At 42.3% G+C, this 25,825-nt stretch carries 20 protein-coding genes, 1 tRNA gene and 2 pseudogenes; 3 read left to right on the top strand and 20 right to left on the bottom strand.

The window, feature by feature from the left end; translation table 11 throughout:
- Positions 1 to 672: 672 nt before the first annotated feature.
- The 8 genes from GPK81_RS17495 to fba form a co-directional block, all read right to left on the bottom strand.
- Complete coding sequence (locus tag GPK81_RS17495) at positions 673 to 948, bottom strand: metal-sensing transcriptional repressor (RefSeq protein WP_021976163.1); 276 nt, start codon at positions 946 to 948, stop codon at positions 673 to 675.
- Positions 949 to 1,094: 146 nt separating this feature from the next.
- Positions 1,095 to 2,798 (bottom strand): extracellular solute-binding protein, encoded by a 1,704-nt coding sequence (locus GPK81_RS17490; protein ID WP_215707413.1) that lies wholly within the window; start codon positions 2,796 to 2,798, stop codon positions 1,095 to 1,097.
- Positions 2,788 to 4,497 carry a sensor histidine kinase gene (locus GPK81_RS17485; protein WP_243004398.1) on the bottom strand — a complete coding sequence of 570 codons (1,710 nt, stop codon included), beginning with the start codon at positions 4,495 to 4,497 and terminating at the stop codon, positions 2,788 to 2,790. Before GPK81_RS17485 ends, GPK81_RS17490 begins: the two co-directional genes overlap by 11 nt.
- Complete coding sequence (locus tag GPK81_RS17480) at positions 4,466 to 6,004, bottom strand: response regulator transcription factor (protein WP_021976160.1); 1,539 nt, start codon at positions 6,002 to 6,004, stop codon at positions 4,466 to 4,468. Before GPK81_RS17480 ends, GPK81_RS17485 begins: the two co-directional genes overlap by 32 nt.
- Positions 6,005 to 6,093: 89 nt before the next feature.
- A complete protein-coding gene (locus tag GPK81_RS17475) occupies positions 6,094 to 6,930 on the bottom strand; it encodes a carbohydrate ABC transporter permease (protein ID WP_021650827.1) in 837 nt (278 codons plus the stop codon).
- A complete protein-coding gene (locus GPK81_RS17470; protein ID WP_243004399.1) occupies positions 6,930 to 7,778 on the bottom strand; it encodes a carbohydrate ABC transporter permease in 849 nt (282 codons plus the stop codon). Before GPK81_RS17470 ends, GPK81_RS17475 begins: the two co-directional genes overlap by 1 nt.
- 118 nt (positions 7,779 to 7,896) lie before the next feature.
- The gene (locus tag GPK81_RS17465) at positions 7,897 to 9,225 is read right to left on the bottom strand and encodes an ABC transporter substrate-binding protein (protein ID WP_215707412.1); all 1,329 of its coding nucleotides are present in this window, start codon (positions 9,223 to 9,225) and stop codon (positions 7,897 to 7,899) included.
- Between the two features lie 276 nt (positions 9,226 to 9,501).
- A complete protein-coding gene (fba, locus tag GPK81_RS17460; protein ID WP_118071041.1) occupies positions 9,502 to 10,365 on the bottom strand; it encodes a class II fructose-1,6-bisphosphate aldolase in 864 nt (287 codons plus the stop codon).
- A gap of 195 nt (positions 10,366 to 10,560) precedes the next feature.
- On the opposite strand from fba, the gene GPK81_RS17455 reads away from it, so the two are divergent.
- Positions 10,561 to 10,642, top strand: a tRNA-Tyr gene (locus tag GPK81_RS17455).
- A 426-nt stretch (positions 10,643 to 11,068) separates the two neighbouring features.
- Here the strand turns inward: GPK81_RS17455 and GPK81_RS17450 are convergent.
- The 4 genes from GPK81_RS17450 to GPK81_RS17435 all read right to left on the bottom strand — a co-directional run bounded on the left by GPK81_RS17450 (position 11,069) and on the right by GPK81_RS17435 (position 14,600).
- Positions 11,069 to 12,034, bottom strand: coding sequence for a D-2-hydroxyacid dehydrogenase (locus tag GPK81_RS17450; RefSeq protein ID WP_215707411.1), 966 nt, complete (start codon positions 12,032 to 12,034; stop codon positions 11,069 to 11,071).
- Positions 12,035 to 12,138: 104 nt separating this feature from the next.
- Entirely contained in the window at positions 12,139 to 13,089 is a 951-nt protein-coding gene (locus GPK81_RS17445) for a biotin-dependent carboxyltransferase family protein (RefSeq protein WP_215707410.1), read from the bottom strand.
- Positions 13,090 to 13,105: 16 nt separating this feature from the next.
- A complete protein-coding gene (gene pxpB / locus GPK81_RS17440) occupies positions 13,106 to 13,834 on the bottom strand; it encodes a 5-oxoprolinase subunit PxpB (RefSeq protein WP_021976157.1) in 729 nt (242 codons plus the stop codon).
- 82 nt (positions 13,835 to 13,916) lie between these two features.
- A complete protein-coding gene (locus tag GPK81_RS17435) occupies positions 13,917 to 14,600 on the bottom strand; it encodes an RraA family protein (protein ID WP_021976156.1) in 684 nt (227 codons plus the stop codon).
- A gap of 166 nt (positions 14,601 to 14,766) precedes the next feature.
- Between GPK81_RS17435 and GPK81_RS17430 the strand changes: the two genes are divergently transcribed.
- Entirely contained in the window at positions 14,767 to 15,690 is a 924-nt protein-coding gene (locus GPK81_RS17430; protein ID WP_118062160.1) for a LysR family transcriptional regulator, read from the top strand.
- Positions 15,691 to 15,964: 274 nt separating this feature from the next.
- Here GPK81_RS17430 and GPK81_RS18745 read toward each other — a convergent pair whose 3' ends face one another.
- The 6 genes and pseudogenes from GPK81_RS18745 to GPK81_RS17400 all read right to left on the bottom strand — a co-directional run bounded on the left by GPK81_RS18745 (position 15,965) and on the right by GPK81_RS17400 (position 22,747).
- The gene (locus GPK81_RS18745) at positions 15,965 to 16,084 is read right to left on the bottom strand and encodes a hypothetical protein (RefSeq protein WP_353963840.1); all 120 of its coding nucleotides are present in this window, start codon (positions 16,082 to 16,084) and stop codon (positions 15,965 to 15,967) included.
- Between the two features lie 16 nt (positions 16,085 to 16,100).
- A complete protein-coding gene (locus GPK81_RS18740; protein ID WP_442860752.1) occupies positions 16,101 to 16,301 on the bottom strand; it encodes a transposase in 201 nt (66 codons plus the stop codon).
- A 255-nt stretch (positions 16,302 to 16,556) separates the two neighbouring features.
- Positions 16,557 to 16,831: pseudogene (locus GPK81_RS17415) on the bottom strand (TIGR01457 family HAD-type hydrolase); the annotation flags it as partial.
- A gap of 161 nt (positions 16,832 to 16,992) precedes the next feature.
- Positions 16,993 to 17,793 (bottom strand): helix-turn-helix transcriptional regulator, encoded by an 801-nt coding sequence (locus GPK81_RS17410; RefSeq protein ID WP_119247974.1) that lies wholly within the window; start codon positions 17,791 to 17,793, stop codon positions 16,993 to 16,995.
- Between the two features lie 351 nt (positions 17,794 to 18,144).
- Positions 18,145 to 19,542 carry an MFS transporter gene (locus GPK81_RS17405; RefSeq protein ID WP_215707408.1) on the bottom strand — a complete coding sequence of 466 codons (1,398 nt, stop codon included), beginning with the start codon at positions 19,540 to 19,542 and terminating at the stop codon, positions 18,145 to 18,147.
- A gap of 166 nt (positions 19,543 to 19,708) precedes the next feature.
- Entirely contained in the window at positions 19,709 to 22,747 is a 3,039-nt protein-coding gene (locus GPK81_RS17400; RefSeq protein WP_215707407.1) for a glycoside hydrolase family 2 TIM barrel-domain containing protein, read from the bottom strand.
- A 199-nt stretch (positions 22,748 to 22,946) separates the two neighbouring features.
- Between GPK81_RS17400 and GPK81_RS17395 the strand changes: the two genes are divergently transcribed.
- Positions 22,947 to 23,810, top strand: coding sequence for an AraC family transcriptional regulator (locus tag GPK81_RS17395; RefSeq protein ID WP_119247972.1), 864 nt, complete (start codon positions 22,947 to 22,949; stop codon positions 23,808 to 23,810).
- A gap of 72 nt (positions 23,811 to 23,882) precedes the next feature.
- Here GPK81_RS17395 and GPK81_RS17390 read toward each other — a convergent pair whose 3' ends face one another.
- On the bottom strand, positions 23,883 to 24,725 hold the full coding sequence (locus tag GPK81_RS17390) for a helix-turn-helix domain-containing protein (protein WP_215707406.1): 843 nt from the start codon (positions 24,723 to 24,725) through the stop codon (positions 23,883 to 23,885).
- Positions 24,703 to 25,671, bottom strand: a pseudogene (locus GPK81_RS17385) (Rrf2 family transcriptional regulator); the annotation flags it as partial. The gene GPK81_RS17390 and the pseudogene GPK81_RS17385, both read right to left, overlap by 23 nt.
- Positions 25,672 to 25,825: the final 154 nt, after the last annotated feature.

The raw sequence follows: 25,825 nt of genomic DNA, 5'->3' as shown, positions 1-25,825 counted from the left end.
CTCCCACCCCGTTGGGCACGGAAAGAGTGTTACATCTTCGATGTGTAACACGGTTGACTTTTGTCTGTATGCTGCGGTATTCAGAGTGGGACGCTGTGCCGATCTGGGTTCCTGGGTTCTTCGGCACTTATAGTGGAATGGTATACTGAGCTGGTTTCCGAATTCTTCAATATTTACAGTGGAACGTTATACTAATCTGGTTTCCAAACTCTTCAATATTTATAATGAGTCGTTATTCCAATCCTTCTTCTGGTCTCTTCGGTATCTGCGCTGAGACGCTACGCCGATACAGCTGCCCTTTCACAATCCCAGGACAGGACGCCCCGCGTCCGCTTCCGTCCCCTGCCCGGGTTTTATCTTTTTTCCTGTGATACAACTTAGGTCCCGGGAGAGGGCGTTATTGCGGCAGGGTCAGCTGTTTGAGCCAGCGGCGAGTTCTGGCCCTGCCGCAATGGTTTTAGCCATCTCACGGAACCTTAGTTGTATCCCCCGACGGAGTCCTTGCCCGGGCCGATATCCTCTCCCTCTGGCGTCCGCCTTTCTCTCCACCTTCCGGAACCTTAGCAGTTCCCCCGACAGCGTCCCTCCAGCCACAAAAAAAGCAGGAAGCTCCGCACACTCCCTGCAAACTCTCACACAACCAAAATCCCTACACCCCAGCAAAAAAATCCCCTACTTCATATTCGCAAACCTCTCCACAGCCTTAGTAAAATTCTCAATCGTCTTATCCGCATCCCCATGCTCAATACCATCTCTCACACAATGCTGGATATGCCCCTCAAGCACAACCTGTCCAACCTTATGCAAAGCCGACTTCGCCGCATTGATCTGAGATAAAATATCCTCACACGGAATATCCTCATCCACCATTCGATCAATTGCCTGAACCTGACCAACAATCTTCTTAAGTCTCCTGTGAATATTTTCCGAGTCCATACACTGCTTCATATTATTACCTCCAATATCAAAAGTCACAGTCAACAGACATCCGCGCATCCACACCACTGACTGTCCCTGTCACTTTTATATTAAAGACCCCGCAACACCTTGTCAAGTTTTTCACCACACCTCACAAAAAGCATCTGTACACCATCTCATTTCTCACAAATCATAATTCCTTTCCTCACCCGTTCCGTAAGACTGTCCCCACCCTTACGATACCATTCCTCCACAAAAGAATCAAAAGAACTCACCGGCTTTTTCCCCATAATAATCTGAATAAAAGCCTTCTTCTCCAATGAACGCAACGTCTGAGGAATCTCCCCGTCACCATCCCCAAGATACTTTTTCTCCGGAGCATGATAATTCGCATCCACCAGAAGCCCAACCGCTGAAATCCTGGACTTATACGCAGCCCAGGCCTCCACCGAAGGCACCTCTGCACCAAGATACTCCCTGCAGGCATCAAAATAAGAAACCTCAATGGCACTGAGATCCTCTCTCGTCTTTGCATCACCAGGACTGTAAAGCGCCTCCCGGATATGCCTCGTCACCATATAAGTAGCCTCATTATAATCCACATTGATCATCAGCGGACGCGCTGTAGGATCCACGTTCAGGGCAAAATAACTGTTCACCTCATCCGCATCCTCCGCTTCATACCTGGAATAATCAAACAGCACGCTCAGGATCTTCATCACGATTTCCGGATGTTCATATCCCTTACGTACAACCACATACTTACTGTCCCAGAACGTAGAATACACTTCCACCGTCCGTTTTGCATCTGCAGTCAGATAATACGGTTCCCAGTCAGTCTCTTTATTCTTCCTATACTCATCCATAAGCGGATTATTGGGAGTCCACCAGAGGCCAAAAAACGCCCCGCACTTTCCATTCACCACAAGATCCCGGATGTTATTCTGTGCACGCAGTGCAAAATCCGGATCCAGGATCCCCTGCTTATAAAGCTCCCTTAAATACCCCAGAGCCTCTTTTGTCTCCTCCGTCAGTGATCCATAGACAATTTCTCCATCTGCATTTTTGATCCACTGCTGGGGATACGCACCGAACATTTCAAACACAGAGTCCACCGAATAACTGGTACTGACCGTACCCACAAGACCCGGATCACAGACAAGGCCCACAGGATCTTCGCCCTCTTCTGCCCCCATCCGGTTCTCCTGAAACGCACGGATCACAGAAAGCGCCTCGTCCAGGGTCTTCGGCTCTTTCACTCCCAATTGTTCCATCCAGTCACGCCTCAGCCACAAAAGCTGCGATCCGTCATCAATCGCAGTCTCCGGAAGCGCAAACAGCTTCCCGTCAAATGTTCCAGATGCCAGAAGCTCTTTTCCATAACTTTCATACATCTCCTGTATCTTATCGGAAGCACAGCTTTTGTATACTTCCGTCAGATCTTCGATTAGATCATTTTCAACCAGTTCTTCCAGAGTCTCCCTGTCCGATACCAGAAAAATATCCGGAAGATTCCGGTCTTTGACCAGGATATTCAGGGCTTCGTCATACCGCTCCTCACTCTCCATGAAAACATTCTTATTCTGAATATTCAGTGTCTTTTTCAGATACCGGGTATATGCATTGTCCTCATAAGTCTGCCCTTCCGGGAGATTGGAATTATTGGTTCCCTTCATCTGTCCCAGTGTATAGGTTACAAGCTCCGGATATTTCCCCAGAGGCGAAGTTTCCGCTATATCCCAATTCTCACGGTCTTTTACAGATGAAACATCTCCGTCTGTTTTTTTCATTCCCCCGGTCCCAAAAGAACACCCCGCCAGAAGTGTCAAGATCAGTATCGCACTAAAAAACAGCAACGTTTTTCTCGGACTACGTCTCATCTTTTTTCACCTCTTTCGGAATCCTCATATCCACTCTTGTTCCCTGCCCTACTTTGCTCAGGATCCGGATGGCATAATCCTCTCCATATAAAATACACATACGGTCATTGACATTTTTAAGACCATAGCCTTTTGCCTGATAGGTGATCAGTTTCTCTGCCTGCTCCTGTTCCATGCCCATTCCGTTATCTTCCACACGGATCACCACATCGCCCGCTTCTTCAAAGAAAGAAAGCCTCAGGATCTTTTCTCCTTCTTCCTTCACGTCCAGCCCATGTTCCAGCGCATTCTCAACGATAGGCTGCAAGGCAAGCTTCGGAACCAGTTCCTGCTGCACAGACGGATCAACACTCCACTCCACTTTAAAATCATTGTCATGCATGATCAGCTGGATTTCCAGATACGCCTCGATATTCCGGATACAGTTTTCCACAGTCACCATATCCGCCCCTTTACTCAATGCAGTCCGATAAAACGTAGACAATGCCAGGGTCACACGGCTGATCTCCTTTTGTCGGCTTTTAATTGCCATCCAGTTTATAATAGAAAGAGAATTATAAAGAAAATGCGGATTGATCTGAGCAGTCAGGGCTTTCAGCTCAAATTCTTTCAAAGCAATCTTGTTTTCATAAACCTCTTCGATCAGACGATTGATCTCATCCATCATATGCCGGAAACTTCTTACCAGCTGTCCCACTTCATCTCTGGAATCACTGTAAACTGTAACTTCACGGCTTCCCTGATTCACCTGTTCCATATTTCTGGTAAGCTGCTCGATCTTTCTGGTGAACAATGTGGAAAACGTCATTCCCAGTACGATAATGATCACAACACAAAATCCGATCAGCGGAATCTCACTGATCAGCACTTTGGAAACCGAACTCTCGATCACTGCTGGCGGCTTGTAAAAATAATATGTCCACCTTGTCTCATGGCCGCTGCTGCTGACATAGGTATATTCTTCCCGCAGACGGTCCAGCATTTTTCCGGTTTCTTTCTGTGCGGAAATATCACTGGCTGCAAGGTTTTCTCCATGATAAACGATATTTTGGCGGTTATCTACCACAAGGCCGCCGGAATTCCGTTCAATAATATTGGCAAGAGGACGGAATACTTTTCCATAATCCAGCGTAATACAGAGAACAGCTTCCCGCGTCTTCCCATCGTAAATTTCCCGGACTGCTGCGATCTGGCGGTTGTCCCGGTCCACGATCCACTGAACTGTCACACTGTCATCCAGTTTGTCACTCCACCATTCCCCCTCTACTTCCGAGAGCGGAGCCAGGGTATATTCATGACGCACGGGAATGCTTTCCGCAAAAAGCTGAATCCCAAGAATCGCTTCGTGATAGGATTTTGGCACTGTAAGCAGCGGATCCACCACTTCCGTATACTGTTCATAGGCAGTATAACGGTCCATGTCTTTATTCTGGATCACCTCCTGGATCTCCGGGGAATAAGTAAGATAATTCAGAAGACTGGCATAAATCTCAATCTGCCCGTCAATATTTTCCCGGGTCTGTTCCAGAATGGAATACATATCTTCCATCTCATTCTTCCGGACAAGACTGCTCATACGGCTGTGGCTGTAAAGCGCAAGAACAGTCATCGGTACCAGAGAAACCACTACAAGAAGAATGGTCAGCTTGTACCGGTATTTCATATCGTTATACTTCTTCAGAAGCCTCTTCATCCTCATTGTTTCCTTTCCTGTAGGATTCCGGGCTGCTTCCGTAATATTCCCGGAAGCTCCGGCAGAAATACGAAGAATTGGCAAATCCTACCTTCTCGCTGACCATGGCTACCTTCATATTGGTAGTGCAGAGAAGTTCCTTGGCTTTTTCCATGCGGAACACACGGATAAAACGGTTCAGGTTCATTCCGGTTTCTTTTTTGAAAATAAAGCTGAGATAGCCCGAAGAAAGATATACTTTTTCCGCCAGGGTTTCCAGATTGAGATCTTCCGCATAGTGATTGTAGATATAATTTTTCACTGCTGCCACCTCATCTCTTGATTCGCTCATGGAACGCTCCAGAAACGCTTCGTACTGGCGGATATTTTTCTCCGTAACTTCAATGATCTCCTGAATGGTCGAACAGCCATACAGATGATCCACTTCCAGATCCAGCCTGTGCTCTCCCGCAAAACGGTTCTCCTGAAACAGTTCCCGTATTACATTGGAAAAAACAAATTTCACATACATGGCAGAAAACTGGGTGTTGGACTGATATTTGGATGCCAGGCTGTGAAAATGGCTCCACAGCTGTTTCACATCTTTTCTGGAAATATCTTCTGAAATTTTTTCCATCAGTCTGGAATCCTGTTCTTCCTCTCCGGTATTTTTTTCCTCTTCTTCCTCGCTGGTGTAAATATGGATGTCCGGATGATAAAATTTCTCTTCCATCTGCTGCTCCAGCTGTTCCATGATCCCCGGCAGTTCCCGGTATCCGTCAAAACGCCGGCTTACAGCCAGGTGAAAACGGGCAGGATGAAGGCGTTTCAGAAGACTGTAGACATTTTTTGCCACAAGGGTATAATCGCAGTACACATCTTTAAAAAGAAGCAGAGACTGACGGCCATTGAGATTCAGATAGAAAAAAGACCGGCGAAGTTCTGCCTGGATCTCAAGAGGCACCTCATCACTGGCAGAATCAAAAAAAGATTCATCGGATTCAATAAGGATTGCACAGTGCCACTGCTCCCAGATGGCAAAATCCACAATCCCTTCCGCTTCTTTCAGACGTTCCCGGTCACCAGAATAAAGATAACTCTGAAGAAAATACTGTTGAAGAAAACTTTTTTCTTTTATGGACTGCTGCTCTTTATTTTTCCGTGATGCGATCTCTTTCTGAATTTTCTGTATGGTGTCATGAAAGCGGTCCGGATCCACCGGTTTCAGCACGTAATCGGTCACACCATAACGGATCGCCTCCTGGGCAAAAGCAAAATCTCCATAACCGCTGAAAATGATAATTTCCAGATCCGGATATTCCTCCCTTGCTTTTTTTGAAAGCTCCAGACCATCCATATGGGGCATCTTGATATCTGTCAGCATCAGATCTACAGGATGCTTTCTCAATTCATTTAATGCCAGCTTGCCATTGGCTGCCTCATAAATTTCCCATTCACCTTCTTCCATGGACAGAAGAAATCGGATTCCCTCCCGTTCCAGTTTTTCGTCATCTACCACCAAAACTCTGTACATTCCCCACCTCGCCAAATATGGCCTGATCCACGTAAAGACACGCAGATCAGGCCGTTTTTCTTTCATTTTAACATTATTCAACTGATTTGTCAGCCCTTAACCGCTCCTGCAACCACACCTTCAATGATGTATTTCTGGCATGCAAGATAGAAGGCAATGATCGGAATGATGGAAAGTACCAGAACACCCATCATTGCTCCCATATCAATGGTTCCGTAACCACCTTTCAGGTACTGGATGGCAATGGAAATAGTCTTGTATTTCTTGATATCAAGTACCAGATACGGAAGAAGATAATCGTTCCAGATCCACATGGTTTCCAGGATCGCAACCGTTACACAGGTCGGTTTCATAACCGGAAGAACTACTTTAAAAAATGTCTGGATCGGGGTACAGCCATCGATCATGGCAGCTTCCTCGATCTCGATCGGAATGGATTTTACAAAACCGCTGAACATAAATACCGCAAGTCCTGCTCCATATCCAAGATAAATGATGATCAGTCCCCACGGAGTATTCAGTTTCAGGATGTTTGCGATCTTGGAAAGAGTAAACATTACCATCTGGAATGGTACGACCATGGAAAACAGGCACAGCATGTACATGGTTTTTGTCAGCGTGTTGGTAACACGGTTGATGTACCAGGCACACATGGAGGTACAGAGCAGAATTACCGCAACAGAAAATACTGTGATAAATAATGTCCATCCAAATGCCTGGAAAAATCCGGTTTTTGTGAGACCATTTACATAGTTTTCCAGACCTACGAACATTTTATCCGTTGGGATCGCAAAGGGATAACGACTGATGTATGCTTTTTTCTTAAAAGAATTAATCAAAACCAGAAGGATCGGGAAAATATAAGCAACAGATACCACACTCAGGATCGCAGTCCACAGACCGCTGAATTTTACTTTTTTATTCATTACTGCTGTACCTCCTTACTTCTTGTGAGACGATTCTGGATCATGGCAATTGCTCCAACCAGGATAAAGAAGATCACGGCCTTCGCCTGTCCTACACCTTCCCATCCGGTACGTCCATAGAAGGTATTGTAAATATTCAGTGCAAGCATTTCTGACATATTGGAAGGCTCACCATTTGTAAGAGCAAGGTTTTGGTCAAAAAGCTTGAAGGAGTTGGTAAGTGTCAGGAAAGTACAGATGGTGATGGACGGCATGACCATAGGAATGATCACATTTTTCAGAAGCTGTCCTTTGTTTGCACCATCGATCTGTGCAGCCTCGATCAGCTCACCCGGGATATTCTGGATACCTGCAATGTAAATGATCATCATATATCCGATCTGCTGCCAGCACATCAGGATCACAAGGCCCCAGAATCCGTAAACAGAAGAATATGTAAGTGTTTTATTGATCTGAAGAAGCAGACCGTTTAACAGAAGCTGCCATACATAACCAAGGATGATACCACCGATCAGGTTTGGCATAAAAAATACGGTACGGAATATATTGGTTCCTTTGATCTTCTTGGTCAGAAGCAACGCAACTGCAAAACCGATCACATTGATCAGAACTACTGATACAACCGTAAATGCGGTGGTGTACCATAATGCATGTCCAAAGGTTCCATCCTCAGTAAAAATCTTCACATAGTTCTGTAATCCCACGAATTTTGCATCCGTTACTGTGGTAAATTTACAGAAGGAAAGATATACGCCCATGATAAAGGGAACGATAAATCCAATGGTAAATGCCAGCAGGGTAGGCAGGACAAAAACCGGAAAATACTTTTTCATCATCTTATTCTGCATGTTTTCTCTTCCTTTCTCCTGAGGATGCATCCTTCCCTACTTTACGCATCCTCCCTTCATTGAAAGAGGCAGGCGGAAACCGCCCACCCCTTCGTGATCACGTTTCAGTTATACCTTATCAGCCTTCATTTGCTGCTTTGTACTCTTTTGCCCATCCGTCAACAAATGCAGTTTTCACAGCATCCCACTCGCCGGTACCCTGTGCATACTCAAGCATTGCACTGCCGACCTGGTTTTTCCACTCTTCGGAAGGCATGGTTGTGAAATTCCATGAAACCGGAGTTTTACCAGCTTTTACATATTCATTGGCTGCTTTTACAAGCGGATTTGTAGACTCATAATTCTCATCAAATGTCTTGAATGGTGTTGTAAATCCCATTTCCTGGCTTATAGATTCTCTTCCTTCATCACTTGTGATAACCCAGCTGAGGAAATCAAGAGTTGCCTGGATATCCTTCTCATCTGCTTTTTTGTTTACGCACCAGTAGTTCTCACTACCTGTGCAAAGTCCCTGGTCCTCTTCACCATCAACACCAATGTAGATTGGAAGCATTCCCATATCCTCATCTGCTACTTCGTTATCTTTGATGTTATCATAAGCCCAGGTTCCATTCTGATAGAACACAGCCTCTCCAAGACCAAATTCAGCATTTGCATCATCGATCGTCTTGCTGGAAAGAAGGCTTGGCTCACAGGTAGAATCTGTGATATAAAGGTCAAACAGGTTCTTGAAGTTGTCAAGATAGGTTCCTTTGATCGCATCTGTGGATGTGATTCCGTCTTCTTTGTACTCATAATAGATCGGAAGGTTTGCAAGATGTGTTTTGAATCGCCAGTCACTGGAAGAATCAAAGCCTGCGGAAGTAAATGCACCGTCAACTCCAAGGTCATCTTTCTTAGCCTGGATATCATCTGCAACCTTCTTTAATGTCTCAAAATTGTTGATCTCATCTGCAGACTTGATCACAGCGCCATCCATCTCACAATATTTCTTAAGAAGCGCTTTGTTGTAAATGATTCCATATGTTTCAATTACATATGCGATACCGTCAACTGCACCGCTGTCATCCTTCAGTACAAAATCATCGCTTTCTACATTTTTGTAAACATCGCTGTCCTTCAGGTCATAGCAATAATCCTTCCAGGATGCAAGTCCAACCGGTCCGTTAACCTGGAACAGTGTCGGAACCTCATCCTTGGCCATCTCTGATTTCAGAGTAGACTCATAAGTTCCGGAAGCAGCTGTAACAACGGTAACCGGTACACCAGTCTCATCGGTGTATTTCTTTGCCAGGTCTGACCACTGATCTGCCTGCTCCGGTTTAAAGTTCAGATAGTAAACAGAACCTTCACTGTCATCCCCCTTTGCCATAGCCGGAACTGCCGGGATCATGGTAGCTGCCATTAATGCTGCAAGACCAAATGCTGTTGCTTTTTTCATTCTCATAATCGTACCTCTCCTTTACCTTAAATGATATTCAACTTGTTCTGAAGATATGCTTAAAACGTCCCTTTTGCATATCTCTGACCGATAAGCTTCAAATCAGCTTCTCGATTAACTTGATGTTATTGTAAATCGAAGAGGTCATTTTCACTATATAAAAAAACCAAGAAACATGTTGATTTTTTTATATAGTGAAAATATTGACATTTTATCATGAAAAAAGAAGCCGGAACAGGCTTGCTCCCATTCCGGCTTCTTTCATATATTATTTTCGATTCATCATGCTTTATTGACAGATCCGAAAAGCTCCATTTTCTCTTTAACAGTAGCTTTGATTGCTTCTGCGCCAGGTGCAAGAAGCTTACGTGGGTCATATCCTTTACCCTGCAGGTCTTTACCCTCTTCAATGTATTTACGTGTAGCCTCTGCAAATGCAAGCTGGCACTCTGTATTAACATTGATCTTGGAAACACCAAGGCTGATTGCTTTCTTGATCATGTCTGCCGGGATACCTGTACCACCGTGAAGAACAAGCGGCATATCTCCTGTCAGCTGCTGAATAGCATCCAGAGTCTCAAAGCTTAAGCCTTTCCAGTTAGCCGGATATTTTCCGTGGATGTTACCGATACCAGCTGCAAGGAAGTTGATTCCAAGATCTGCAACCATCTTGCACTCCTTAGGATCAGCACACTCGCCCATACCAATAACACCGTCTTCCTCGCCGCCGATGGAACCAACCTCTGCCTCAAGAGACATGTTGTGCTCAGCAACGATCTTAACCAGCTCTTTAGTCTTAGCTACGTTCTCATCGATCGGATAATGAGATCCATCGAACATAATGGAAGAGAAACCAGCCTCAACACATTTCAGGCATCCTTCGTAGCTGCCGTGGTCAAGATGAAGAGCAACCGGAACAGTGATGTTCAGCTCCTCCATCATACCGTTAACCATACCTACAACAGTCTTATAACCTGTCATATATTTACCAGCACCCTCGGAAACACCAAGGATAACCGGAGAGTTGAGCTCCTGAGCTGTCTGAAGGATAGCTTTTGTCCACTCAAGGTTGTTGATGTTGAACTGACCAACTGCATAATGGCCTGCTTTTGCTTTTTTCAGCATTTCTGTTGCGTTTACTAACATGATAAAATCCTCCTAACCTGTATTAGGATACGGAAAAGAACCGTGTCCTTTATATCCAACCGTACTCATAATAGCAGATTTCTTTTGGTAAGTCCAGTGTTTTGCCAAAAATGCTGGTGTTGTGAGAATTTTATTTTTTTTGAGAAAAAGCTTGCAATTTTAAAAAATGTTATATATAATACACTTGTTGTTCACGGATGGATTCCCGAGTGGCCAAAGGGGGCAGACTGTAAATCTGTTGGCACCGCCTTCGAAGGTTCGAATCCTTCTCCATCCAGCGAATTTAGCTCTTACATCTTTGAGATGTAGGGGCTATTTTTTTGTGAAAAAGGAAACCGCAAAGGGGCACAAGGCCGCGCCCCTCTGCACACCCCTGGGCCTTTTTTAAGGAGTTCTTGGTTGTGGAGGACGGGAGGGTGTTGACTTTTGTCTGTATGCTTCGGTGTTGGACGTGGGACGCTGTGCCGAACTGGTTGCTGTATTCTTCGGTGTTGCATGTGAGGCGTTATGCCGATACAGCCACGTTTTCACAATTCAGGACAGGACGCAAACGTCCGCGTACGTTCGTTCCACCATCCCAGCGTACGCTCCTTCCACCCTGCGCACACTCCTTCCATGCACAGAAAAAGACGGCCACCCCAAACCGAGACAGCCGCCTTTCCCTCACACATCATACATAGGAAATCGAAACATCGAAAAGTACTTATTTATTAACTCTGTTAACCGTATTACCATCCAAAAAAGCCTTAATATTATCAACCGTAATATCCATAATTCTCTGTCTGGAAGCCTGCGCAGCCCAGGAAATATGCGGAGTGATGATGCAGTTCTTAGCCTTAAGAAGCGGGTTATCCCCTTTGATCGGCTCAGTAGAAACAACATCAAGACCAGCAGCATAAACCTTGCCACTATTCAGAGCATCCGCAAGATCCTGCTCAACAACCAGCTGACCACGGCTGTTGTTGATAAGGATAACACCATCCTTCATCTTCGCGATATTCTCTTTATTGATCATACCCTCTGTCTCCGGGAAAAGCGGGCAGTGAAGGAAGATCACATCAGACTGTGCAAACAGCTCGTCAAGAGAAACATACTCAGCAAGCTTTGCGCCAGCCTCACTCTGATAAGCATCATAAGCAAGAACCTTCATATCCAGCGCATTCAGAAGCTTGGCAGTAGCCTGTCCAATTCTACCAAGGCCAATGATACCGGCAGTCTTTCCATAAAGCTCGATCATCGGATAATCCCAGTAGCACCAGTCTGCATTATTTTCCCATTTACCAGCCTTAACAGTCTCATCATGATGACCATAATGAGAACAGATCTCAAGAAGAAGGCCAAGAGCATACTGACCAACGATCTGGGTTCCGTAGGTAGGCACATTTACAACCGGAATGTCTTTTTCTTTTGCATAGTTGTAATCCACTACATTATAGCCGGTAGCCAGAACAGCGATCAGCTTGATATTCGGGCATTTGTCAATTGTCTCTTTGGAGATCGGAGTTTTATTGATGATAACGATCTCAGCGTCTCCGATACGCTCAGCGATCAGCGGGGATTCCTCATAGGAAGTTCTGTCATAAACAGTAACCTCTCCAAGCTCTTTTAATGCGTCCCAGCTTAAATCTCCAGGGTTCTCTGTGTAGCCATCCAATACAACAATCTTCATATTCGTACTCACCTTTCTTAAAAAAATTTTGTGGTATGTATGATTAATCTGTAAAGCGGATATTCGCAATCCGCTTTCGCTACTTGCTCATGAATTCAGATTGATCAGCAATCTGAATTCAGTCTTTCATCCAGAGCATTCAGCTCATTCAGCTCACGGATATACAGATCCTGGGCAAGATCCAGACTCACCTCAATAAAACGGATCTTCTGTCCAGGCCGGGCCTGGGCAATCTTTGCAAAATCCACCGTGATCACAGTACCGATCTTCGGATAGCCGCCTGTACTCTGACGGTCAGCCAGCATAATGATCGGCTGTCCGTTTAACGGAACCTGAATTGAACCCATGGAAATACCATCTGTATTGATATTACCGTCGCCGGCATGCTCTACCGGCTCTCTCTCAATACGGCATCCCATACGGTCAAACTCATTGGTAATAGTACCGCTGTACCAGAAAAACTTGCGGACGCCCTCTTCTGTAAACTCATTCTCCTGGGGTCCCAGAACCACACGGAGAACCACCTCATCAGAAGGATAAATTTCCGCCGGAACCTGACGAAGTTCCATATTCGGAAGCTCTATCCTTGGTGCGGTAAACTCGATGGTGTCACCTTTTTCCAGCTTTCTTCCCTCAACACCACCAATGTGGTTACGAAGAAGTGTGGACTTGCTTCCCATCACAAGGGGAATATCCAGACCGCCTGCAAAAGCGATATATCCACGACTGCCGTTTCTGGCACCTGCAAACATCAGCTTCTGGCCTTTTTTTACAAGAACTGCCTTATACATCGGGAAAGGCTGTCCGTCCAGCATCGGTGTCAGATCTCCACCTGTCACCGCTATGATATTATCACTGGTAAAAGTAAGGGTTGGTCCGATAAAAGTCATCTCCAGAGCACCCTCTGTTTTTTTATTGCCTACCAGCAGATTGGCAATGTGGAAAGCACGCGGGTCCATGGCACCGGATGTGGAAACACCAAATGCCTGATTTCCGAATCTTCCCTCGTCCTGAACAGTGGTCAGGATCCCGCCGTTTTCAACTGTAATTCCCATATCATGACCTCCGTTCTCAATCCTGTGGCGTATAGGTTTTCACTTTATAGGTACCGTTTTCCACGTCTCTTCGGATCTGATCATACTCTGCTTTTGTGACAGGAACATGTTTTACCCAGTCACCGGCACGTACAAGGAACGGATCTTCCTTTGCAAAATTGCAGATATCAAGAGGTGTGCTTCCGATAATATTCCATCCACAAGGCTGCTCAAAAGGAATAAAATCAGACAGTGCCAGCTGAACTACGATGGATCTCGCCGGGATCTTCACTCGCGGAGAAGTTCTTCTCTTAAAGCTGAACGGCTCATCAAATCTGGCCATATACGGATGTCCCGGTGCAAAACCAAGCATATATACATAGTACTCATGCTGGGAATGCTTGCGGATGATCTCCTCCGTAGTGGTATTCTCAAGCTCTGCGCAATATTCCAGATCCGGTCCGGTCTCACCGCCATAATAAACCGGGATCTCTTTTACTACCTTCTTCGTTGTTGTGGAAACTTCATGCATGTCCGCAATTCTCTTTTCCAGTTCTTCCACCAGTTTGGAATAACGGATCACCTCCGGGCGGTAATGTACGATCAGCGCACAGTAGGTAGGAACTGTTTCCACCATGCCTTCAATTGGAGATTCTTTTAATTTTTCATCCAGCGCACGTACCTTGGCATTTACCTCAAGACTGATCACGCTGCCGAATTCAACGGAAACTGCTCTGTCTCCTGCGATCAGGAACTTCACATCCATTCAGATATACCTCCGTTCTTTATTTGACAAAAAGGCCCGTCATACGTGGTGACAGACCTTCCTGCATGTATCTTTTATTCGGTTAGTCTACAAATTCAAATCCGACTTTTTTAAGAGCTTCATCAACCCATGGACGCGGCCACTCACCACGTGTCAGGATTCCCTCAAGCTGTTTTTCTTCGCCTGCATGATAGTTTCTTGCAATCTCAGCAAGCTCTGCTGTATGCTCATCTGGTTTGATTGCCAGAAGTCCATCAGAGTCTCCTACGATGATATCACCAGGATTGATCACGATTCCTGCGAAGGATACCGGGAAGTTCATCTCTCCCGGGCCGTTTTTGTATGGTCCGTTTGGTGTGATGCCTTTTGCATATACCGGGAAATCCATCTGGCTTAATGTGTAGCTGTCACGAACACATCCGTCGATGATGATTCCTGCGATTCCTCTGGATTTTGCATAATTGCTCATGATCTCACCACAAAGTGCTCTGCTCATGCTTCCCTTATTTGCAAGAACGATAACATCTCCTGGCTGAGCCATATCCAGAGCTTTGTGGAACAGAAGGTTATCTCCTGCCGGTGCGTTTACTGTAAATGCGGTTCCCAGAAGTCTTGCCTTCGGGTTCAGCGGATAAATGCTGGAATCTACAGCAGCGATTCTTCCACAGTTATCATCAATATTTGCAACCGGAATTCCACGGAATGCTTCTACTAATTCTTTTGACGGTCTTTCAAAGTTTCGTCTGATTCTACATCCTAATGACATATGAAAACCTCTCTTCTTTTGATTTTCTTTTTAAGTTGTATTTATCATATCATACAAGCTTACTATTGAATAACGAATAATTTCTCTGTATAATATAAATAATTTTTATATTGTTTTGAAATTCTCTTTATTTCCATAGATATACATAAGAAAAGGAGCTGATCATATGAATCTTGCTGAAATTGAAACATTTCTCACCATTGTTAACACAAAAAGCATCACGCGTACAGCGGATCTTCTTTTTCTTTCGCAGCCTACTGTCAGCCACCGGCTTACTTCCCTCGAAAATGAACTTGGTTTTCCCCTTGTGATCCGCCAGAAAGGCCATAAACAGGTGGAACTTACTGCCAAGGGAACTGATTTTATCATCCTTGCGGAACGCTGGATGTCTCTCTGGAAAGAAACCATGGAACTGCAGCGCAACCAGGATTCCCTGCTGCTTACCATCGGCTGTACAGACAGTCTGAATGTTGCTGTCTTCGCACCTCTGTATGACAGGATCTTAAATGAACAGACCAAGCTGGACCTGAACATTGAATCCCACCACTCATCAGAGCTCTACGGACTTCTTGGAGAACACAGCATTGATATCGGATTTGTCTACCACAAATTACATTACAAGAATATCATAACAGAGAAAATCTTTGAAGAAAAGCTTTATCTGATACAATCAGATCAGCCAGCCATTTCTGCTCCGGCAATACATACCGATGAGTTGGATCCATCTCTGGAGCTGTTTTTAAGCTGGGACGACAACTATCAGATCTGGCATGACCGCTGGCTTTCCTCCGCATCCAGACCTCACATTGCAGCAGATACCATCACACTTTTGGACCGTCTCTGGAAAAAACCGGGAAACTGGATGGTCGCACCACAGTCTGTGATCCTGGAGCTTTCTCATTACCGGCCTCTTTTTATCAGTGAGCTGAAAAACACACCGCCAAACCGTGTCTGCTATAAAATCAAACATAAATATCCAAAATCCACCAGTAAACGGGCTGTGGAATTCTTCGAAAATGCACTGGAAGACTTCCTCGCAGAATCCACTCCTTCTTTCCCCATAGGTCAGGTATGGGAACGTCAGAAATAAAAAAACGGCAAGCACAAGCCTGTCACAGGAACATTCTCTGCTTTACCGTTTCTTCTTATATTATATACCAGGATGATTCATCCACCGCTTTTCGCCACAAAAAGCAACAACGGGCCTCGACTTGTTTCATCATATATCAAGAACCCTTTGTTTACAAGGATTTTCAGCATTTCCATACAAAACAATATTTCGTCTGATTGCGTCTATTTTCTTTTATTTGTCACAAAAATTGTCATAAAAGAGCCACGCCCAATAAAGGGAATGGCTCTGATTATTACATTACATTTTCAAGCTTTTTCATTTCATTCTGTACTCTTGCAGCATCTACGTGATTGTATATGTTCATTGTAATGCTTATGTCACTATGTCCCATGATCATTTGTAAAACTTTGATATCTATAGCTATCCTCTTAATTAACGCAAATTCCAGATGCGCGGAACCACCCTTTGCAATCGTTCGTACTTATTGTTTTTAGGGCCGCTTTTACAGCCTCAGGTAGTTCAGCAGCAACACGGACTTTCCTCTTTCTGAGAAAGGATTTCATTTTTGACCACATTTTTTCAATAGGGTTCAAATCTGGACTGTATGGTGGCAAATATAGATAGGAGATCCCTGCCTTGTCTAAACTTGGTACGTAGTATATACCAGACTGCCGTTAAGCCGGATGGATGACAAAACAGTTGTTCCGGCAGGCGTGTTGATCGGAGTAGCATCCATGGCACGTTTCCCATGTACTGCATGTGCATAGTGTCTTGTGAGGTTTGTATTAATACCGCTTTCATCGAGATATATTTGATGTTCTGCATTTGCACCAGATATAGTTTCTATCCATTGACTGCGTTTTCTCTGCACATCGGGGACGCTTCTGTTCTTTTAAAAATGCGGCTGTTGCCAATGCACTGGTATAAAAATGTTCTTCTGGCACATCAAGTCCCATCCTAGCCAGTTTCTGATTTAATTCTCGTGGTGTATATCCACTATTATTTGTCAAAAACAAATATTCTTTCTTTTCATCATGCAACCACTGGATGAATTCTGGAACACCTGGCAATATCTGATTGCCATGATAGATCACACCATCCATATCACAGATGAATCCTTTTTTTCATTAAAATCGATTATGGATTTTATCATGTTCATATGCGCCCTGCCTTTCTTGTTTCTTTAGAATACACCTTACTCTTTTCATAATAAAATAAAGCGCTATTTTCTACAAATATTTTTATATTATATCATCCACACATAAAATCAAATACATAGTACTGTGAAATCAAAGTAAATATTTCTATCAACAGAACCTTTTATGACAACATCTCTTTCACACAAATACTCCGATAATCACTCGGTGATATTTTATATCTTTCTTTAAATACTCGGTTAAATGTTCTCTGACTTTCAAATCCACTATCCAGACAAATGTTTGTAATAGAATCACTCGTATTTTCCAAACGATGGCATGCATAGTTCAGCCTTGCATCGTTAAGATATTGATTAAAGTTTCTATGGAATGTCTTGGAAAAGAGTCTGGATAAAACATATTTGCTCACGCCCAGGTCTTTTGCCATCTCTTCCAACGAAAACTTCTTCTTGAAATTTGCTGATATATAGGAAACTGTCTGGTAAATAAGATCGTTGCTCCCCACACTGCTCTTTTCTACCAAATTTAATTTTCCTATGCAGCGTGCCAACACAATTTGAAGATATGCCTGTGCAACAGTAATATCCGACTGTTCTGTCTCTAAAATTGCATTTATAACCCTATATACCTCCGGTTCAACCTTTTCCGCTTTGATGATTGGGTATTCAGGAGCCATGGATTGCATGATATCTGCAAATTTGGCTATCGTAAATGGCGATGCAATCAGATAAGTCGCTTTATTTACACCGGGTGTCAGTACCTGATAGTGATGAATAACATCTGGAAATACAAAGCCTATATCTCCTTTTTCCATATGGTATAGTTCCTGTCCGACACCAAGTTCTAATGCTCCACTTGTTACACAAACGATCTCCAGTGCATTATGAAGATGTGGTTCAATATGTTTTGACTTCCTATTTATTGCTATGATCTCCTCTTTTGTGTCGACATATTTTAACTGCATGAAATACTCCCCTTTGCAACATTTGTCTATATCTTCTTTCGATTTGGCAAGCAATCCTTTTACACCTATCTTATAATCAACTTGTAAATAAGGAAAGGAGGAATTGCAAATGAGCAACCTAAAAAAATATCTGAATGACCTTTTAGTATTCTACACTGAATATTTTGAGCATCCTTACCATGTATAAATACTAAAAGGACTATTTTGTGAAAACTGAATATTTTCTTAAGGCCATTTCACAAAAATGAAGTGGTCCTTTTTTATTTTCAAAATACAGTTCAATCACTTTATATATAGAAAAAAGCACTGTCTCATCGAGCAATGACCAGACAACGCTTTCTCCTGTCAATTCTAATTTATGTCTGATGCATCTGTTACTTCATCTGCAGCAATTTCTTTTTCTGCTTTCAGTTTTTTATTTGCATCTTCTACATTCATTCTTGAAAGTACAAACATAATCAATACATCAAAGATTAACGGAAGCCAAAGATACATAAACTGCATCATATCAAGTGCAGACTGCGGCTGAGTTGCCTTTGTTCCGATATATCCACTGAACTCAAGCAGCCATCCAACAACAGCGGTTCCAATACCTCCACCGATTTTTACGCCAAGAGAAGTACAAGAGTACATCGTTCCGTCAATTCTCTTTCCCTGTGTAAGATAAGTGTACTCAGAGCAGGATGCGATAACTGCATTCATATCTCCCTGCCATGGTCCCTGACCTAAGGCTGCAAGAGCTGTAAATGCCATCATCAGCGGAACACTGCCCATATATCCGGCAACAACAACAAGTGCTCTACCGATGACTGCTAAGACATAACCTCTTAAGTTCAGTTTATACATACCTTTCCACTTACCAACTAATGTCGGTGTGAAAATCAGGGCAATGATCAGTGGAATATTTACTGCCCATGCAAATTGTCCAAACAAATTCTTATTTTTCAGTACCCATGTCATGTAATAAATGCCAGCTCCAATCATGGCACTATATAACTGCTGTAAAATATATGTTCCACAAATCATCATGTAATATTTGTTTTTAACAAGAAGCTTGAATGCCTGTACCATTCCGTACTTTTCATTATCATCCTTTACTTCTCCTTCGTTAAGTTCTTCCTCAGGAAGTTCCTTAACAGAAAGTGCTGAAATCGTATTTATGACAAGACCAATGATTGCATAGATAATAGCAACCGTTCTCCATGCCGCAGCATCTCCACCACATTTATCTACAAATCCAACTGTAATCGCCTGAATCAGAAGACTTGTTGAAAACGCAAAAATAAAACGGTAAGATCCCATCTGCACACGCTCTTTGCTGTTCTTTGTAATCAGTGACGTAAGTGCTGAGTAAGCAATATTGTTTGCTGTATAAAACACACCATTTAACAGTGTATAAGAGATAAAGAACCATGCGTATTTAGCCGTTGTTCCAAAGCTGACTGGTACTGCAAAGCAGCAGACCAGCGTAATGGCACAACCAATGTATCCGTATAGCATCCATGGCTTCGCTTTTCCCATTTTACTGTGTGTTTTGTCAATCATTGATCCAAAAAATATATCCGTAAAACCATCAAATAGTTTTGATACGGCAATCAGGGTACCTACGACACCTGCAGCAAGTCCTACTGAGTCCGTCAGATAGACCATCATGAAAGATGTCAGGAAGGCATAGACTACATTACCTGCAATATCACCTGATCCATATCCAATTTTGTTATACCATTTCAAATACTTTTTTTCTTCCATCGAATTTCTTTGCTCCTCATCTTCATCGCACTTAGAATCTCAATATGTCTAACCGTATGATGTCTAATTATATTTTTTCTCTGTTTTTGTCTGATTGCTCTGTATATCCGGACTTTACATTGCAATCAGACTATCCTTCTTTGTTTACGAGTTACATGAAACTTTATTATCCCTTTACATACGGTATCAGCGTAAACTGGAACCGGAATAATACATCATCAAATCGGTACTGATCCAATACAACTGGACCACAACTATTAGAACCAATGCCATTTAATGCGTAGTCAACGCAAAATACTACACTATCTGATTCTGTCAGTTCATAATTATGCGTTTTCTTCTCAAGTTCTTCCTGCGTATAATAAGAAGCATTGAATGAGAAGGCATTTTCCGCAGATACCACAATTCCATATCGGCTGTTGTTAAGCTCTACATATTCACAATCATAATGGCTTCCATTTTCCTGTGGGCGAATATAATCCTCATGTAAATCATCTACATTTGCATGATACAAACCGTGGCTCGCAGCCTGATGTTTATCACAATAACTTTCCTGTGGTCCCATTCCAAAGTATCTTACAGCTGAAAGTTTTTTATCCAGGAACATCCTCACACCAAATCTCGGAAGATCCGGGAATTCATCGTCTTTTGTTACTGCAATATCTGCATCAATCTTTCCAGCAGCTTCTATTTTCCATGTAATCGTCACATCAAGAATCTTCTGTACTGTCTCTGCCACAACGGATGCATGGCTTGTAATTTTCACACCATGCTTTCCCTGCACGACCTCTGTCGTGTAAGCTCTTGTATAAGCTTTATCATAATGGGCTTTCTTCCATTCAGATTTGATGTACATATCATTATCTGTTGGTGCCCTCCAGATATTTAATTCCATCGGGTGGTTTAGATATTCCCGACCTGCAAATTTCATCTCTGTAAAAAGTGCAGTCCGTCGGTCGATTGTATATGTGAATTCACGACCTTTGATATGAATCTGTGTATCATCTTCACTCACCTGTAATTCAGAATCCGTCACTGTTTTTTCAACCCATTTTTCTGCTAACTGGCATTTGGCATCCTTCTGGCTTACTTCGATCTCATCAAATCCAAGGATATGGTCTTCATCCAACAGTGGCAATTCCTTTTTCAGATGGTAAATAAATTTTAAATAACATTTTCCACTCTCTGGCACATTGATTTTAAGGTTTATTTTTCCTTCACTGTGTGGTGCTGCTGAAACTTCTGGGAGTTTACCTTTGCTGATTACAAGCCCGTCCTGCGTCAGTTCATAACTGATCTTCACATAATCTTTCAAGTCATCAAAATCCATGTAGTTATGAAGCACCAGTTCTCCGCTTTCTTTGTCATAGGAAATAACCCTTGCCGGGCGATAAACATTCTTGTATTCCAAAAGTCCTGTATGTACCGTTCTGTCCGGATATACTAATCCATCCATACAGAAGTTGCCATCATGAATTTCTTCGCCATGGTCGCCCCCATAAGCATATATAGTCTTTCCATTCTCAGCAGTTCCATGAGCAATCGCATGGTCACACCATTCCCAGACAAAGCCGCCGCACATTTTATCATTATCCTGAATCATCTGGAAGTAATCTTCAAAATCTCCAGGTCCGTTTCCCATGCTGTGACAGTACTCTACCAAAAGGAAGGGTTTGCTTCCATCTTTATCCAGATATTCCTGAATTTCGGAAAGCGCTGGGTACATCCGGCTGTACACATCCAGATTGCTGTAATCATATGTTTCATCATAATTACGGTATCTTGCACTCTCATATTGTGTGATACGGTCTGGATCAAAATTCTTTGTCCATTCCAGTGCTTTTTCAAAGTTACAGCCATAAGCACTCTCATTTCCCATTGACCACATAACAATACAGAAACGGTTTTTGTCACGTTCCACCATGAGTTTTACGCGATCAACGATTGCCTTTTCCCATACCGGATCATCTGCAATCTTCTCATTCCATCGTTTAAACCGATTGTAATCAGTGTCTTCTTTTCTGTAGATCATAAATGGACCATGAGCTTCAATATCTGCTTCATCTATTACCATGAATCCATACTTATCACACATTTCATAGAAAAATGGTGCGTTCGGATAGTGGCTGGAACGGATCGCATTAAAATTATGCTGCTTCATTAACGTAAGATCGGTTGTAATCTGTTCCGGATTGATTGTAAATCCAGTAACCGGATCAGAATCATGTCGATTGACACCACGGAATTTAATCTTCTGTCCATTTAAATAAATAACCTGGTCTTTAATCTCTATCTTTCTTAATGCAATGTGATCTACAATTACTTCATTCTCTGTTTCAAGAATCAGTTTATATAGATATGGATTTTCTGTATTCCAAAGTTCCGGACTTGCGATTTCTAATACAGCTGTTCCTTCTTCAGCAATACTTCCTAGTGCTACAACTGCTCCGTTTCTATCTTCAATCGAAATTTTTACATTTAACGGAGAGTAGAATTTCATTTCAATTTCTACTTTCGCAAGCATATCCTCAATTCTTGTTTTAATATGATAATCACTGATTGCCTCTTTTGGGCGTTTCAAAATGTACACATCCCGGAAAATACCACTCATACGGAATTTGTCCTGATCTTCCAAATAGGAACCATCACACCACTTCATTACCAACACTGCCACCGTATTCGTTCCATCCTGAAGTACATCGGTAACATCAAACTCACTGGTCATATGCGAAACCTGGCTGTATCCTATGTAAGAGCCATTGATCCATACGTAAAAGCAACTGTCTACTCCTTCAAAGTTCAAAAAAGATTTTGGCGCATTCTCATCTCTACTGTACTCAAAAGTATGTACATAGGCTCCACACGGAATGTCCTGTGGCACATATGGTGGATCAAACGGAAACGGATACCGGATGTTTGTATACTGGTGTGTATCATATCCTGCCATCTGCCATACACTTGGAACCTGAATCTCATCAAAATTTTCTGTATCATAATTCTTCTCAAAGAAAGAATCCTGAATGTCATAGATGCTGTTAAAATACTGGAATTTCCAAGTTCCATTCAATAACTGCATACGATCTGACTCTTCTCTGTGTTCCACCAAGTTATCCATTCTTCTGGATGCCGGAATATAATAGGCTCTGGCTGGCATTGTGTTTTCGTGCAGTACGCTTAGATTTTCATAATAACGTGGTACGATCATAAATAACTCTCCTCCAATACATATACTTTTTTGTTCTTTGTTTTCCTAAAGCAAACCTTATACTTTACTTTTTGTTTACGTTCCTTAGTTATGTTATATATAGCTTATCCTAATTCGCAAAATATGTCTATGAATTGGATTAGACAAAATATGCACTAAATGATACAATGATAAAAAGTACGAAAAGAGGTGCTGTCCTATGTATTTGAACACCGGTTATTTGAACCACTCACATATGGATTTCAAAGACAAAAGTCGTCCGCTGATTGTCGGTAGCTGTGGTACTTACCGTCTTTCCAGACATCCCAAACTTCCGACCTACCGTCCAAAGGGTCGTCTGGATTATCAGATTATATATATCACTGCTGGTTGTGGGCATTTTCATTTTGATAATGTAAATAATGAAACGATTGTTCCAGCCGGCAGCATTGTACTGTACAGACCGAAAGAACTCCAAAAATATGAATATTACGGAGAAGATAAGACAGAAGTATACTGGATTCACTTCACAGGAAGCAATGTAAAAAATATCTTACGTCAATATGGATTTCCGGATAAAGAACGTGTCTTTCAAGTGGGTACATCTAATGAATATGAACAAATTTTCAAGCGTATCATTATCGAGCTGCAACGCTGTCAAGACAATTATGAGGAAATGCTTGTCCTTTTGCTACGTCATCTTCTGATCAGTTTCCACCGGGAACTGACAAGAGAGCACATATTAAAAAATGAATACCTTGATCATGAGATGGATAATGCTGTTACCTTTTTCAGTGAAAACTACAATCAAAATATCAATATTGATGATTATGCTGCCTCACGAGGCATGAGTGTCAGCTGGTTTATCCGAAATTTCAAAAAATATACCGGTTCTACACCAATGCAATTCATTGTGGGAATCCGCATCAACAATGCTCAGATGTTACTAGAAACAACAACTTATTCCATCAATGAGATTTCTAAGATTGTCGGATATGATAACCAGCTTTATTTCAGCCGGCTTTTTCACAAGTTGAAAGGATATTCGCCGAGAGAATACCGAAAGCTGAGAAACAAATTCTGAAATCCACAAAGAGGATACCACCGAATTATCAAAACAATGATTTGTGATATCCTCTTCTCACTTTTGCTATTCTTATTTTACAAACTCAGCCGAATAATAATACATATACTCATTATCTGTATCTATGTATTCTCCTGTAATGTCCTGTATCGGCAACGAACTCACTCCTTGTTCGCCATAGATCAGTGCTGCCAATCCTTGCTCTGTTCCGTACTCTATCGTGCTTTTGTTCTCTATAGAGGTCGCAGATCTTCCATAATATTCTCTGTTTGCAACACCTTCCAAGATTGGCGTTTCTGTCATATATTTTGAATATTCATCTGCTGCAATAAGCTTTGCAGTAAAATTATCAAAATCCGGAGTGATGACAATCAATCCATTTTTTGCAGATTTCACGTCCCCATAGGAAAGTTCCAAAACTCGTTTATGAGAAACTCGTTTTCCAGAATGATATTCTGACAAGTAAACGTATAATGCTTGAAATGTATCTTTTGAATTGTATCGAAACATCATGGTTCCATCAATTCCGGACAACAATTCAGCCGTTTTCATTTCTACACTATCCGGATCTACTGCTTCTATATAATTTTGTGGTTGCCGCAATTTATTACATACCATGATTCCAAGAGTAATAGCAAATACTCCCACAGCAATAAGAAGTACAGCAATAATCTTCTTTAAATAACGCTGTTTATGACTACTATCTTTTGATATCTGTATCAGTGTATCTTCCGATTTTTTTTCTACATTAGTTACCTCAATATCTTCACCTGCCAAAAATTCATTTAGACTGATGCCTAATATTTCACATAATTCTAAATACACAGACACATCTGGTAAACAAATCCCACGTTCCCATTTGGAAACTGACTTATCACTCTTACCCAGTTTCTCAGCAAGCTGTTTTTGAGTCATACCAAGTTTTTTTCTTTTTTCTGCAAATTGGATGCTGTTTCACGACTTCCATCTCATCTATCGTTAATTTCCCATTTTTATTCAATATTTCTATCGATACCCGGATTTTACCAATATCATGGATTGGTGCAAGGTGCGATACATTTTCAATCTCTTCTTCGGTAATTCCATATTCCGGATAATTCTTCTGCAGTTGGCGATAAACCTGCTCCGTGTAAAAACTAATATCATCCTGATGTTCTGTTTCCACCAGATTATTATGATTCAATACAGCAACAAGCAGAGAAACCATATCCCAATACTGTTTCGTGATATTCTTTTCTTTCTTCCGCAGTTCCTGTTCCATATTGACAATCGTATCGGGAATAACCTTCGCATTATGGAATGTGAGAATGGCAGTATTTTCCGTCTCATCTACATATCTTTTTGCTTCCATCCAAATATAAGAATCTGCTTCATTATCACATATTCTGCGATAGGCCATATCCTCTTCCATGCAGCCGTCTACCAAGTGTTCCGTAAGCTTTTCACTTGCCAAGAATTCCTGTAACTTCTGGCGATCCTGTTCATATACATATTGTTCTGTATACTTCTTTACAAACTCACCGTAGCTAGCTGAAGCACTTACTTTATCATAGACTTCATGTACATGGGAATAAATACACTCATATGTTTGATCCTTCAAATTCAGTTTTATAACTACATAAAAACGTCCAAAATATTCATCTTTACCCGGCTGAATAATATCTGATATTTTCACATTTTCCAGCCTGTTATTATAAGTGTTCTGCAGATCCAGTAACACTTTATGTACTTTACAGCAATCCGAGTAATTTCTGGAACAGTATCCGTCCTTCTCCAGGCATCTGCTGATTGCCATTGTTGACTCTGTACAGTTAATAACATCCATAAGAGAAATTTCTTCCGGTCGTTTTTCCAGCATATAGCCGCCATTAGCCGCCGTATTTTTACAGTGTTCGGGTCGTCGTAGACTTGCCGATAGGCAAAAAGAAAGCGGCGGCTCTGAAAATCAAAGCCGCCGTAATTTAGAAATGGCGCGTGAAGATACCTCTGCTCTGCGACGGCTTTTTTTCTTTTGC

The organism is Blautia sp. MCC283 (assembly GCF_018785565.1).
Lineage (GTDB): Bacteria > Bacillota > Clostridia > Lachnospirales > Lachnospiraceae > Blautia_A.
The sequence above is the reverse complement of the archived record's forward strand: the minus strand, read 5'-3'. Positions and strand labels throughout refer to the sequence as shown.